The organism is Bosea sp. Tri-49 (assembly GCF_003952665.1).
Lineage (GTDB): Bacteria > Pseudomonadota > Alphaproteobacteria > Rhizobiales > Beijerinckiaceae > Allobosea.
In genome coordinates this window covers 5,858,960-5,871,650 of sequence record NZ_CP017946.1, presented here as the reverse complement: position 1 = coordinate 5,871,650, position 12,691 = coordinate 5,858,960, and the positions used below count along the sequence as shown (strand labels likewise).

Below are 12,691 nucleotides of genomic sequence, written 5' to 3'. Positions count from 1 at the left end.
CCGGCCGTCCCTCCGTAAGCGCCCTCGCTTTGCAGGCCCCGCAAAATAGATCGTACTGTACTTCTATGCGGGGGACGGGCAGTGCTGACCAACAAGGGCAAATACGGCATCAAGGCGATGGTGCACCTCGCCAGGCTCGAGGCCGGCGAAACCGCCCAGATCGCCCAGCGCAACAACATCTCGAAGAAGTTTCTCGACCCCATCCTGCTCGATCTGCGCCGGCATGCTGCGCAGCAAGAAGCGCCCGGGTGGCGGTTACGCGCTGGCGAAGCCGGCCCGAACCATCAAGGTCGGAGCCGTCCTCCGCGCCCTTGAAGGGCCGATCGCGCCGTCGCGCAACAGGGCAGCAACTGGTCGCCCTGCCACCTAACGCCAATATCGGCCGCCGATACCCGGACGCGCGCAAGGACCATCACAGCGACTCGGCGATCTTCCAGCCGACATACCCAAGCAGCGCGAACCAGCTCAGCGTGACGGCGACGATCGCCGTCCCAAGGATCCCACCGACGACCTTGTCGCTGGCGGACGCTTCCCGGGCCGCTTCGGCGACGATCTCGGGCAGTAGCAGACTCGGTTCGATCTCGAGCGAGCGCCGACCCCCATGCCTGACGGCGCGGTAATCCGGTGACGGATGAGGCGTCGAGCCCTGCCCGCCGGCGGAAGCGGCAACGAGCGTGCCGTTCCATTCCACCCGCCGCTGGACAGTGTCTGCAAGCCGTGAAGATGGGACGAGGGCTGCGTCACGGTTTGACGATATCCTGCGCCCCAGCGCGATCATTGGGCGTTCGATTGCTCGATAGACAGGCCAGGACACCAGCAAGGTCGAGCCGGTGCAGACCAACATCGTCGCGATGTCGCCGAACTCACCAGTCAGGGGCAGGACGCGATAGACGGCAGCGTTGACCGTCCCGTGGAACAGATACATCGAATAGCTGGTCAGTCCGATCAGCGCGAGTAGGGGCGAGCGCGGTCGATCCAGCCCGATCGCGGCGAGGAAGACCGCGAAAGCGAGGATGTAGGCGCTCAGGACAGGCCTCAGCCCCTCCATGATGAAATTGTCGCCGCGCGCCAGCGAAAACTGCGAAACCGACAGCAGCGCGGCGAGCTGCACGACAACGAGAAGCACGGCCGAGAGGCGCGCTCCCCGCATCCGCTCGACCAGCCAGAGCCGCAGCAGCAGGCCCAGGAACAAGAAAGACAGGTGCATACCGAGATACTGGATCGGCAGGTTGACGACACCGTGCGTGCGCAATTGGACCGGCAGGACCGTCGCGGTGATCAGGGCCAAACTCAGGCCAAGCAGGACGCCGACATGCCTCAGCCTTCCCGCCGCGAACAGCAGCGCGACGAGGACATAAAAGAGCAGCTCGACGAACAAGGTCCAGTGGATCGGCGAGAGCCAGGGCTGGCCGAAGATCGGCGGCGCCATGCTCATGTTGGCGAGCACGGTCGGTAGCCCCGGCATATATCCGGAGAACCAGCCCATCGTCGCGAGCACCGCCAGCGCCAGCCAGAACGCCGGATAGAGCCGAAACAGCCGCGAGATGGCGAAATGCCGGAGCGGCCGCTCGCCGGCGATGCTGAACGGCACGACGAACCCGCTGATCAGGAAGAACAGCGCAACGCCGAACCGGCCCAGACTCAGATTCTGCACGAGCGCCTCGGCGAGTGCGCTCATCGGACCTGTCGCGGCAGGAGCCTGCCTGATGAGATCGCCGAACATGTGCTCGACCATCACGGCTAGCGCCGCGATCGCCCGCAACGCATCGAGATTGGCATAGCGCTGCCGTGTCGTGGCGGGACTCATCGCGGCAGGAGCCCCAGCGCACGGCGCGTCGCCGCGTTGAAGCCCGGCCCGGTCTCGCCCTCGGCGAGCGCAAACCCGCCCGCCCCGGCATAGGTCCAGCAGGCCCAGGCGAAGCCATGCGCCTCCGCGAGTTCGCGCATGTCGCGCAGCCAGTGCTCCCGCGCAGCCACTCCCTCGGGAGTGCCAAGATAAGGCGTCCTGTGGACCCCGAACTCGCCGAGCAGGATGGCATGGGCAGGCAGGCGCTGCGCGCTGCGCCAGGCATTCACCTGCCGGAAGGTCCGTTCGAGGGCCGAACGATCGAAGCCGGCATAGCGCACCAGTGTCTGTTTCGCCTTCCGCGCCTGTTCTAAAGCGGGGCCGTCGAGACCGAGGCCGCCGATCCGCCGCTGGGTCGCCGCAATCATCGCCTGGGTGGATTGTGGCGCCGGATAGGCGATCGCGTCCAGCGCATAGGCGGGATTGCCGCGGACGCCCTGATGGGTGAACTGCCAGGGCGAGTAGTCGTGATAGGTATAGATCAGGCGGGTATCGCCAGCGAACGGGCGCATGTCGATCGCAGCCAGCACTGCCGGAGCGTTCATCGACCCACCGCCCAGCACGAGCGGCAACGTTGCCGAGCCGCTGCGCGCGGCCTTGTAAGCGGCTTCGAGCATGGGTTGCCAGGCTGTCTGCGGCAGCTCCGGCTCGTTCATGAGTTCAAGCGCGAGCCTCGGGACCCCGGCTGCTGCCCTGCCCTGCGCAAGTTGCCCCAGGCGCGCGGCCAGGCGCTGCTGCAAGGCCAATACGGCCCGGAAGTTCGGCGTATCGACGCCTGTGGTCAGCGCAGCGGGCCAGTAGGCCGGATTCATCGCGCTCGGATGCAGGTCGACGATCACGCCAAGATCGGTATCGATGAGGTCGCGAACCGTGCCAATGAGGCGCTCGTCGAGCCCGTCGCGAGCCGTGCCGGAGAAGGCCAGGAACGGGCCGACATCGACGGCCAGGCGCACGAAATCGAAACCTGCGGCGCGGATCGCCTGTCGTTGCGCCTGATCGAAGCGAAAGCGAGCCGCCGAGAATGGTGCATAGCCGTAGGAGCCGTCGGCCTCGACATCGGCCCATCCCCAGGCGTGAGAGACGCCGATGCCGCGACGAAACAGGGGGATGTCGCCGCTGGGCCCACTTGCCGTTGGCAGTGTCCCGAAGGAGGCAAGCGTCGCGACGCCGGCAAGGCCGCCGAGAACGGAACGGCGGCTCGTCACGAAGCCATCCCCCAATCGCCGCCCAGTCCGGGATAGCGCGCCGTCAGGGCGCCATCGAGGATGCTCATATCGTCCCGGCCGGCGAAGGGCGCGGCAAGGCCTCGCAATGAGGTCTCGCGAAGTGCGGGATCGATGGTTAGCGACGGCACGAAGCGGACATCGCTCCAGCCCTTGGCTGAAAAGCTGCGGACATAATCGGCGGGGCGTTGCCGGTTCGGCTGGCCGGGAAAGCTAAAGAGCCGGTAGATCGGTTCGGGATAGCGATAGATGTTGTTGGGATCGCGCTCGCGGATCCAGCGCGAATGCGTCTGCAGGTCGATGATGTGGACGCTCTCGCAGCCGGGCCGGGCGACCTGCGTCAGGCCGGCGATCGTCGCCGCCGGGTCGTCGTAATGTTCGAAAGCGGCGCAGCTGACGATCAGGTCGAAACTCCGTCCCTCGGCAAGGCGGAGGATATCGAAATCCCGCCCGACGGCATAATCGAACTCGCGCGCACCGGGCGTGCGGGCGATGGTCCGGGCGCGTTCCCGGTCGGCCTTTCGGCCTTCGGGGAACCGGTCGAGCAGCCGGTCATAGAAGGCCGGGTCTTCGCCGCCGGCAAGGTCGAACGCGTCGATGGCGTGATAGGATCGCGCCCCGAGCGCGAGGAAGAGCACGCCGATGCCGCGCGATGCGCCAGGGCTCAGCTCCAGCACATCGCGCCCGCGCAGGTCGAATTGCGGCGGCAGGAAGCGGCGGAGCGAAGCGAAGATGTCGAGAAGGTAAGCGACCTTGCCCTCTGAATCTGATTTCTCCACGCGGTTTGGCGTGGTGTAGCCGTGCAGTCTGTTCTTGCCCCAGGCCAGGCCGAGGAAGCCGAGGCCTAGGATCGTCATTTCGAGGTTTCGCAGGACAGGCGTCATCATCGGCCTCCGAATTCGACGTGTGCCCGCAGGCCGGTGCCACCATGGCGCACGCCGCCCGGCCGCCAGCCGAGAAGCGCGCTCTCGTAGACGTCCATGGTGCGCTCGACGATTGCGCCCCATCCGAAGGAATCGAGAACCCGGGCGGCCCGCTCCGCGCCCTCGGCTGTACTGGGCGCGGCGAGCCTCAACCGCATCGCCTCCGCGAGCGCATCGAGCTCGCCCAGCGGGAAATAGCTCTCCCTCCCGAGATCGAGCGCGAGATTCGCGTCGATGTCGCTCGCCAGGCAGGGCGCCCCGTAGCTGAGCGCTTCGAGCAGCACCATCGGCATGCCTTCATGGCTTGAGGGGAGAACGAACAGGCCCGCGTGCCGGTATAGCTGGGACAGGGCTTCGCCGCGCTGGAAGCCCGCCATCACCACGCCGGGCGTCGCCGCGGCGGCGGCCTCGACCGCGCGCTGATAGCGCCCGGCGTGATCGGCCGTGCCGGCAATGACGAGCTTGAGGCCAGGATCGTTCAGGCGCGCGAAGGCGTTGATCAGATCAAGATGCCGTTTCTCTTCGACGATCCTGCCGACGCTCAGGACATAGCGGCGGGGCGTGACCTGGATGCCGTCGAGATAGGAGGTGTCCAGCTTCGGGAACGGGTTCTCGACACCGTTCGGGATGAAGATCGCGCCTACGCTGAACTTGCGGCGGACGCTGTCGACGATCACTTTCGAGACGCCGATATTCGCATGGGAGAACAGCATCCCCATTGCTTCACCGGTGCGCAGAATGGATTTGGCGAGGCGCCCCCATTTCTGTCGTTCGTAGTCAAAGCCATGATGGGTCACCACGACGTGGAGGCCGAGCAGGCGCGCGAACGGGGTCAGCAGCGCCGGCCCGATCGCATGGATATGTACCAGGTCGGGGTTCCGCCCGGCCGCGACGATGAGGCCCAATGCCGTATGCGCCAGCGCCTCGAAGCTCCGCGACCGCGGCGCCCACACCGGCGTGACGGTGACGCCTTTCCAGACATAGGGTCGTTGCGACGGAAGATACGGCGCACGGCCGAGCACCTCGACCTGCCAGCCGCGTTCCGCCAGGCGCGCCGAGATCGCAGCGACGTGGGTTTCGACCCCGCCCTGAATCTCGGGGACGCCGCGCAAGCCGACAAAGATCACTTTCCGTTCGGGCGGGCTCGCGCTGATTGGCGGGATCAGGGTGTACATCAGCCGAGCGCCTCGTAGAGGTCCGTGGTGCGTTGGCGGTATCTGTCGGGCGAGAATTCCCGGCGCACCCAATCGCGGCCGGCCGCGCCCAGCCCGGCGCGCTCTGCGGGCGAAAGGTTCGCAAGCGCAGCGAGCGCGTCGGCAAGCATGGCCGGACTGCCCGGTTCGACCAGGATGCCGGTCTCACCATCCGCGACCAGCTCCGGAATGCCGCCGATCCGCGTGCCGACGACCGGGCGCCCGAGCGCATAGGCTTCGAGGACGCTGATGGGCGCGTTCTCGTACCATTCGGAGGGGAGAACCAGCGCCAGCGCCTCACCGATCAGCCGCTTCAGCTCCGGCTTGTCAAGATGACCCGCGAAGGCGACATCGGCGCCGAGATTCCATGCGAGATGGCGTAGGGTTGTCTCTTCAGGACCGGTGCCGGCCAGGACTAATCGCTGGTCCGACAGTGCGACGGCGCGCACGAGCGTGGCCAGCCCCTTCTCCGGCGCGAGCCGCCCCGCATAGACAAAATAGTCGCCTTCGTGAGACACCGGCGCATACTGGCTCGCGTCGATGCAGTTCGGGATGTAGGCGATCCGATTTGCGTCCCATCCCCACTCGACCAGCTTGTCGCGGTAGAAGCGGCTCGGGGCGATGAGACGATCGATCGTGTCGCGATAGAGGCCGAAGCTGCGGTGGACCAGGGTCTCCATCAAGACGAGGCCGCTCACCATGGCCGAATCCTTGACGCAACGATGCAGCAGGACGTTGTGGATGCGGCCGCCATGGCAGCGCTCGCAGACGCGGCCCTGGCTCAGCATCTTGTAGGCCGGGCAGGCGATCTTCAGATCGTGCGCCGTCATCACCAGCGGCACGCCCTCGGCCTTGAGAGCTCCGAAGATCGACGGCGAGATATGGTGGTAGACGTTGTGGGCGTGCGCCACCGTCGGCGGCGCCCGCCCAATCAGGGCACGGATCTTCCGGCGAGCCTCCAGCGAGAAGATGATCTTGGCAGCCTGCCTCGCCTTCGTGATCGGACCACCCGGCTCGCCATACTCGATCTCGGAGACGAAATAGTTGGACCAGGCGCTCGGCAGGTTGGCGGGGTGCTGCATCGCGAACGGCACGACATCCCAGCCGGCCGCGGTGAACAGGTCGATATGGTCGAGGAAGACGCTCTCGGCGCCGCCGCGTCGATAGAAGTAGTTGTTGATGGCCAGGAGCCGCCGGGCGCGCTTCATCTCGCCTGCTCCCGCAACCCCATGCGCTCGAGCGCCGCGTCGACGGTCAGCACCTGGCAGCCGCGCGCGAGCGCATATCCGACCAGCAGCCGGAAGCTCGGGGCCGTGCAGCCATAGGGGGTCGGCCTCGGCGAGATGTCGTGCGTGAAGAAGATCAGCCAGCCGGGGTTGACGACCAGCGCCTCGATCCAGCGGGCTAGTCCCAGGACATGCTGCTGCGGCTGCCGGATTTCGACCGCACGCAGAAAAGTCGGGTCGGTCGGACCGCGATTGATCCCTTCACCTGCTGCGCGGCAAGTCCGGAAGGCGTCGGCGAGGATGCTCCGTTTGCCGAAAGAGCCATTATTGTAGGGATAGGCGAAATTGCGCCGGCTTGGCTTTGGGCCGATCGCGTCGAGATAGCGCGCGTTGCGCGCCAGATCCTCGACCAGGGCGCCGCCGTCGACATGCCGCAGATCCCGATGCGCATAGCTATGGCAGCCGATCTCGTGGCCGCGCGCCGCGAGCTCCCTGCAGCCCGCCAGATCGATCAGGGTGCGATCCGGCTCGATGCGCCCTTCCAGGCTACCGGAGATGTAGAACGTGCCGCGCACGCCATCCGCCTCGAGGATCGCCGCGCCGGCGTCGAGCGCGGAGACGGGCACGTCGTCGAAGGTGAAGGAGACGATCGGCTCGCGTGTCGGCACCTGCATGACCTGCCACGGCGCGGCCCGGATCAGCCGGTTCTCGAGTCGGCTGGCGCACTGATCGATCAGCGCCGGGAGGCGGGCGAGGCGCTCGGGCGCGGCAGGAAACGTGGCCACACTACGCATGGGCCGACTCCATGCCGCGACGATGATGTGCCGGCTCTCTGATCTCGTGCGCATTGGCCTGGAGGTGGAGGCCGAAGATCGCAACGACCAGCATGAACCAGATCAGGCTGCCCGACTGGAAGAACAGACTCTCGACGCAACCGACCAGGATCCCGTAGAGCCAGATCCGCACGAAGAGGCGCGTCAATGCGGGATCGTTCGCCGTGGCCTCGGCCCGGGCGATGTCGCACAGCGGCAGCCAGACGAGCAGGACCAGCGTCAGGACGAGACCGGGAATGCCCGTGGTGATCGCCACGTCGAGATAGGCGTTGTGGCCATTGAACGCCGCGAAGGCCCAGCTTGCCGCCGCGCTGCCCTTATGGACCATCTCGTAGGTCTGCCAGAACAGCTGGAAGCCGTAGCCGGTCAGCGGGTTGTCGATGGCAGCGGCGGCGCCGATCTTCCAGATATCGATGCGGTTGGTGAAGGTCGGGTCGATGCCGAGCTGCGCGACCAGATCGCGCATGGCTGGTGACACCGAGCAGCCGATCGTCAGGATGTTGACGGCGGCGATCCCCAGAACGACCATCGGGAACCGAACGGCGCGCCAACGCTCGAAAACCCAGGCGATTGCAAGAATGCCAGGCAGGGCCGCAGCGGCGGATTTTCCGCCGGTTTGGCTCAAGAACACCAGCGCCAGCAGTGTCATCAACCCGCCGACGATCCGGCGGCCGGTGCTGAACAGATAGAGTCCGGCGAAGCTTATGATCACCATCGCCGCAGCCGCGACGTTCTTGTGCGCGAAGTGGCCGCGCCAGAGCCCGGCGTTCATCGGCTCGCGGATTTCGCTGGCCTGATGTACCGCGAACTGGGGCATCAGCGCGATGCCGAGATAGGCGAGCGCCAGGGTGCCGAGGCAGCAGATTGTGAGCATGCCGGCAAACTGGCGTTCCGAGCGCGGCAGCAGCAGCAAGATGCTGCCGTTCACGATGGTGAGCGTGGCCAGGAAAACGCGCTTGAGCGCGAGGTCGGGTTGCGACGAGACGGCCGAGACGATCGCGAACCAGAGGAACAGCGCGATCAGGATGCCACGCGGACGTGCGACCAGGTGGCGCCCCGGCGAACAGAAGACCGTCAGCCACAGGGCCGCGGTCAGGCTAAGATAGATGATCTGATTGAGCGTGCTCGACTTGGCCGTCGCGGCGTCATTCGCATCGGCTACCGACAGGTCTATGAACGGCGTCAGCGTGACCAGGTAGAACAGCAGCGTCGCGACGAAGAGCAGTCCCCCAAGGGTGCCCGCAGTCGAGCGCGCGCGCATCTCGTTCGTCTGGCTCATGGCGCTGCGCTCCTGCGGGACCGAAACTCGCCGAGGTAACCGAGGGCCAGGAGCGCGCCCGCTGAGAGAAGCAGGCCCAGCGCCATGCCCGCCGGAGCCGCGATGATCGGGCGAGGCGGCCAGGTCGAACGCGATGGAACAGCCGCAACCGTGATCACGCGGACATCAGTCGCGTCGATCTGTTGTCGCTGCGCGGCCTCGCCCGCCCGGGTCAGAAAGGTCTGGTAGAGCGCGGTCTTGGCGCTTGCCTCGCGCTCGAGTTCCCGCAGCTTCACCTGGGCCTGGTCGTCGACGGAGACGCTTCCGCGTAGCATGCGTGTCTCCCCGCCCAACGCCTCAAGAGCCTTTCTGGCCTGGTCGACGTCGATGCGGGCTGCGCGCCGAAGCCGCTCGGTTTCGGATCTGATCGCTTTGCCCAGGGCATCGGCTTCGGCCAGTATGTTCACCAGGGAGGGATGGCGCGGGCCCAGGGTCTTGCCGAGCGCCGCAACCTGCCGGCGCAAGGCCGCCTCGTCGGCGAGCAATCCGGCCAGTATCTGCGACTGGACACCGCCGCCTTGCGCGCCGTGCTCTGCGACCGCCCGCGTGACTTCGTTATAGCGCGCCTCAGCCTCGGCCAGGCGCGCCTTGGCGTCGGTCAGCTTGGCACTCATCCGCTCGAGGGCTTCCCCGCTGAGCGGTTGCCTGGAGGAGCCCTGCTGCAGGCCATTGGTGCGGCGGAAGGCTTCGACCCGGTCTTCCGCCTCGGTCGCGGCGGCCTTGATCTCGCCGAGGCGGGCGGTCAGTCCTTGCGCCGCACGCCCAACCCGCTCCGCATCGGCCCGCACGACTTCCTCGCGGAAGGTTTCGGCAACGGCATTCGCGAGCCGAGCCGACAGGGCGGCCTCGCTCGCCCAGACCGACAGGGACACGACATAGGATCGCTCCTGCCGGGCAATGGTAATGCGCCTGGCGAGAACGGCGGCAAGATCGGATCCGTCGCCGGGTTGTCGTTGATCGGAAGCTCCCAGGAAATCGAACAGCGGCAGCTTGCCGGCGAATTCCGGATCATTCCTGAGGGCGAGTTCGTCGACGACCCGGCGCAAGACATTTCCCGAGGAGATCATCCTCATCTTGCTCTCGACATCCAAGATCTGGCTGTCGCTCTGAATATTCGTTGCGTAGAGATCGTTCGGAGCGATCAGCAGGTTAGATGGCGCGATCGTCAGCTCCGTCGTCGCCTTGAAGCGTGGCGTCAGCAGAAATGTGACGCCGACGGCCGCGACGGCGCCGACGAGCGCTGCAACCAGCATCCAGAACCAGCCACGCAGCAGCCAGCCCAGAGCCTGGGTGGCGCTGATCGTGCGGACGGGCGGGGCCGCCAATTCGACAGCGCGTCGAAACGGGGCATCCTCCTCGCGCCGCATCTTGCTGCTCTCGGTTGTGAGGTACATCTCGGCCTGCGTCAGTGCGAGTGCGCGTCTACCTTGGACATCACGGAGCTCTGCTCGAGCCACGCAGGCCGAGTTCCGAGAGCTGAGAAGAAACGCCACGGTCTCTCGAAGTGACGGGGATGGCCGAGAAAGCGCCTTTGCTCGGGTGAACTTGCGTCGCCTGGGGCGCCGTGGATCGGAGCAAGCCTGACGGCCGCAATCGTGACCATGTCTTTCTCCAACTCCGCGAATTTTCTCAAGACTACTCCTATAGGTTGTGATAATCTCCGTTTGTTCGATAATTACAACCTCAGGTAGTATATTTAATTAAACGTTAACCTTACCCGGAGGCCGTCGCGTCGGTATTGAGGCGCGCTTCTGCCGCCGCAAATGGGGGAATGTCTTGGCAATCAGCGAAGAGGGTGTCGGGGGAAGAATCCGGTTCGCCCGGCCAATCCTTCTCAGCTACCTGTTGTCGAGCGGGTCCCTTGCTACGGCCAGCCTGTCACAGCTCGTGACCTTCGCCATTCTGGCGCGCGCGCTCGGGCCGACCGAGTTTGGCCTCTTCGTTCAGGTTTCCGCCGTGATCGCCGTGGCGGTCCAGCTCTGTGGCCTCGGCGCCTCCGACTGCATGCTTCGTCGGGTGTCGCGCGACCCCGACAGTTATCCGAGCCTGCTTGGTCACAATCTTCTTTTGATAGGCCTCAGCGGTGCCGTCCTCGTCGTTGGCGGTGTTGCGGCGATGTCGTCCTGGGTCCGCCTGAGCTCTGGCCCCTCCGTCGATGCGCTGACCCTGACGTTGCTGTTCTTCGGCAATGTCGTGCTCGTAAGGGTGATCCTTCTCGTCGAGACTGTCTTCCTCAGCCTCGGCAGGGTTCATGCGGCCAATCATGCGGTCGTCGGCTTTGCTGTCGCGCGCATGGCCACCGCGGCTCTCGCCTGCATGGTGTTCCAGGTCTCGAGCCTGTCGGAATGGGCGCTCTGGCAGTGCGGCGGGAATCTTCTCTATGCCCTCGTCGGAGCCGCATGGCTCTCGCCCCTCGGCCGCCCCCGACTCGCGATCCTGCGCGAGGAGCTGCAAGCCGGCCTGCTTTTCAGCTCGCAATTCGTCGGGCGGGCCATACGCTCGAATGTCGACCTGTTGGTGATCGGCCTATTCACCTCGATCGAGACGGTTGGAAGCTATGGCGTCGCCAGACGGATCATCGACAGCAGCCACCTTGCGATCGATGCCCTCAACCGGCTGATCTATCCGCGCCTGGCGCGCGAAAGCCGCGACGGCCTGCATCTCGCCTTGCCCACGGCCAAACGGGCCCTGATCGCGGCGCTTGCCCTCGGTACGACGACTTTCCTCACCTTGTTCATGCTGGCGCCATGGCTTCCGGCCCTGTTCGGCCGCGCCTATCACGATCTTCCGGTCTTCGTGCGTTGCCTCTCGGGCACCATCGTCCTCGTCGGTGCCTGGGCCGCTGCGGTCGACCTGCTGGGCGCCTCGGGGCGTCAGGATGCACGGGCCTGGGTCCTGAACAGCGCCAATCTGCTGGGCAGCGCCGTCATCGTGGGGGCGACATGGCTGGCGGCGCCGATCGGCACCTTCATCGCGCTCTATGCGATCGACGGCGCCATCGTCGTGGCCGCGTGGCTCGTGCTGCTCCGCTTCGCACGACGCAGCCGCTTGCACGCGGCCGCGCCCATGCCGGCAAGGCCCCTGCCCTCATGAGATGTCCTGGACGATCCGGCTCTCGATCCAGGCGTCGGGAGCCTTCCGCGCCTGGAAGAAGCCGTGCGGCAAGGCGGCGGCGTGGAACAGCCAGGCGACGACCGCATACAGACCGAGCGACAGGCTGCGCTGCCGCAAGCTCATCATGCCGACGATGCCAGCGATCAGGACAGCATCGATCGCGAGCCCCAAAGCCGGGCTCGGCGTCGCGAAGGGAAGCACGATCATCGCGATCAGCCAGAGATAGACGACAATCCAGAGCTTCAGCTCGGGCAGCTCCTCGACCAGCTGCCGCCATTGCGGCTTGCCGAGCGCTGCCCGCAACAACTCTCCGATCCCGCGCAGATAGCCCGACTTCCAACGCCGCAGGAGCAGTGTGTAGGCGTTGAGCACATGGCCGAAATGGCGGACGAAAGGGCGATCGAGACGGTGCAGGGTCCAGCCCCGCGCCCGCAAGCGCAGGCCGAGGTCGAACTCTTCGTAACCGTGCAGGTTTCGATCCGACAGATAGCCGGCCTGCTCGATCGCCTCCCGCCGATAAAGACCACCGCCATTCATGCGGTCGATCGTGCCCGTCCGGTTCTCCGGCGAGACCCGGCGCCCACGCCTGATGTATTCGAGGCTGGTATCGTTCATCTCCTCGACATGCCCGGTCACGCCGGCGGCGCGGGGATTGGCTTGGAGATAGGCGATGGCTTCGGGCAGGAAGCCGGGATCAAGCAGCATGTCGCCGTCCATCAGGCAGATCAACGGTTCGCGGCTGTACTGGAAGCCGAGCTGTGGACCGATTCCGCAGCTCGGCCGAATGGCCGGTTCAAGTTGGACGACACGGACGGGATAGGTCGCGGCGATGGCGAGGGTGCGATCGCGCGAGCCACCATCGGCGACGATGACCTCGCCACCGATCCCAGCCAGCGCCGCCAGGACGCTTTCGATGGCGGCGCCGATCCGAGCCTCCTCGTTGAGCGTCTTGAGGATGACCGACACCGCCATCGCACCCGCCTAGATCACGATGATTTTGGATCGAGCCGATCCA

At 66.0% G+C, this 12,691-nt stretch carries 10 protein-coding genes and 1 pseudogene; 2 read left to right on the top strand and 9 right to left on the bottom strand.

Annotated elements, in window-relative coordinates:
• Positions 1-81: 81 nt before the first annotated feature.
• Positions 82-352 (top strand): annotated as a pseudogene (locus BLM15_RS28315) (RrF2 family transcriptional regulator); the annotation flags it as partial.
• Between the two features lie 60 nt (positions 353-412).
• Here BLM15_RS28315 and BLM15_RS28310 read toward each other — a convergent pair.
• From BLM15_RS28310 to BLM15_RS28275, 8 genes are read right to left on the bottom strand one after another with little or no spacing between them, the layout of a single operon-like run.
• Positions 413-1,807 carry an acyltransferase family protein gene (locus BLM15_RS28310; RefSeq protein WP_126115873.1) on the bottom strand — a complete coding sequence of 465 codons (1,395 nt, stop codon included), beginning with the start codon at positions 1,805-1,807 and terminating at the stop codon, positions 413-415.
• A complete protein-coding gene (locus BLM15_RS28305; RefSeq protein WP_164547674.1) occupies positions 1,804-3,051 on the bottom strand; it encodes a glycoside hydrolase family 5 protein in 1,248 nt (415 codons plus the stop codon). Before BLM15_RS28305 ends, BLM15_RS28310 begins: the two co-directional genes overlap by 4 nt.
• Complete coding sequence (locus BLM15_RS28300; protein ID WP_164547673.1) at positions 3,048-3,956, bottom strand: methyltransferase domain-containing protein; 909 nt, start codon at positions 3,954-3,956, stop codon at positions 3,048-3,050. Before BLM15_RS28300 ends, BLM15_RS28305 begins: the two co-directional genes overlap by 4 nt.
• Positions 3,953-5,239, bottom strand: a complete 1,287-nt coding sequence (locus tag BLM15_RS28295) for a glycosyltransferase family 4 protein (protein ID WP_236846457.1) — start codon at positions 5,237-5,239, stop codon at positions 3,953-3,955. The genes BLM15_RS28300 and BLM15_RS28295 overlap by 4 nt, the downstream gene beginning before the upstream one ends.
• A complete protein-coding gene (locus BLM15_RS28290; RefSeq protein ID WP_126115870.1) occupies positions 5,167-6,393 on the bottom strand; it encodes a glycosyltransferase family 4 protein in 1,227 nt (408 codons plus the stop codon). Before BLM15_RS28290 ends, BLM15_RS28295 begins: the two co-directional genes overlap by 73 nt.
• The gene (locus BLM15_RS28285) at positions 6,390-7,205 is read right to left on the bottom strand and encodes a polysaccharide deacetylase family protein (protein ID WP_126115869.1); all 816 of its coding nucleotides are present in this window, start codon (positions 7,203-7,205) and stop codon (positions 6,390-6,392) included. The genes BLM15_RS28290 and BLM15_RS28285 overlap by 4 nt, the downstream gene beginning before the upstream one ends.
• A complete protein-coding gene (locus tag BLM15_RS28280; RefSeq protein ID WP_126115868.1) occupies positions 7,198-8,523 on the bottom strand; it encodes an O-antigen ligase family protein in 1,326 nt (441 codons plus the stop codon). The genes BLM15_RS28285 and BLM15_RS28280 overlap by 8 nt, the downstream gene beginning before the upstream one ends.
• Positions 8,520-9,929 (bottom strand): GumC family protein, encoded by a 1,410-nt coding sequence (locus BLM15_RS28275; RefSeq protein ID WP_164547672.1) that lies wholly within the window; start codon positions 9,927-9,929, stop codon positions 8,520-8,522. Before BLM15_RS28275 ends, BLM15_RS28280 begins: the two co-directional genes overlap by 4 nt.
• A 478-nt stretch (positions 9,930-10,407) precedes the next feature.
• Between BLM15_RS28275 and BLM15_RS28270 the strand changes: the two genes are divergently transcribed.
• The gene (locus tag BLM15_RS28270) at positions 10,408-11,655 is read left to right on the top strand and encodes a lipopolysaccharide biosynthesis protein (RefSeq protein WP_164985382.1); all 1,248 of its coding nucleotides are present in this window, start codon (positions 10,408-10,410) and stop codon (positions 11,653-11,655) included.
• Here the strand turns inward: BLM15_RS28270 and BLM15_RS28265 are convergent.
• On the bottom strand, positions 11,650-12,648 hold the full coding sequence (locus BLM15_RS28265) for a glycosyltransferase family 2 protein (RefSeq protein WP_126115865.1): 999 nt from the start codon (positions 12,646-12,648) through the stop codon (positions 11,650-11,652). The two genes, BLM15_RS28270 and BLM15_RS28265, sit on opposite strands and share 6 nt — an antisense overlap.
• Between the last annotated feature and the right edge of the window lie 43 nt (positions 12,649-12,691).

Coding starts and splice junctions, on each gene's coding strand:
- BLM15_RS28310 (WP_126115873.1), bottom strand. CDS start 1,807: ATGAGTCCCGCCACGACACGGCAGCGCTATGCCAATCTCGATGCGTTG.
- BLM15_RS28300 (WP_164547673.1), bottom strand. CDS start 3,956: ATGATGACGCCTGTCCTGCGAAACCTCGAAATGACGATCCTAGGCCTC.
- BLM15_RS28290 (WP_126115870.1), bottom strand. CDS start 6,393: ATGAAGCGCGCCCGGCGGCTCCTGGCCATCAACAACTACTTCTATCGA.
- BLM15_RS28285 (WP_126115869.1), bottom strand. CDS start 7,205: ATGCGTAGTGTGGCCACGTTTCCTGCCGCGCCCGAGCGCCTCGCCCGC.
- BLM15_RS28280 (WP_126115868.1), bottom strand. CDS start 8,523: ATGAGCCAGACGAACGAGATGCGCGCGCGCTCGACTGCGGGCACCCTT.
- BLM15_RS28275 (WP_164547672.1), bottom strand. CDS start 9,929: ATGCGGCGCGAGGAGGATGCCCCGTTTCGACGCGCTGTCGAATTGGCG.
- BLM15_RS28265 (WP_126115865.1), bottom strand. CDS start 12,648: ATGGCGGTGTCGGTCATCCTCAAGACGCTCAACGAGGAGGCTCGGATC.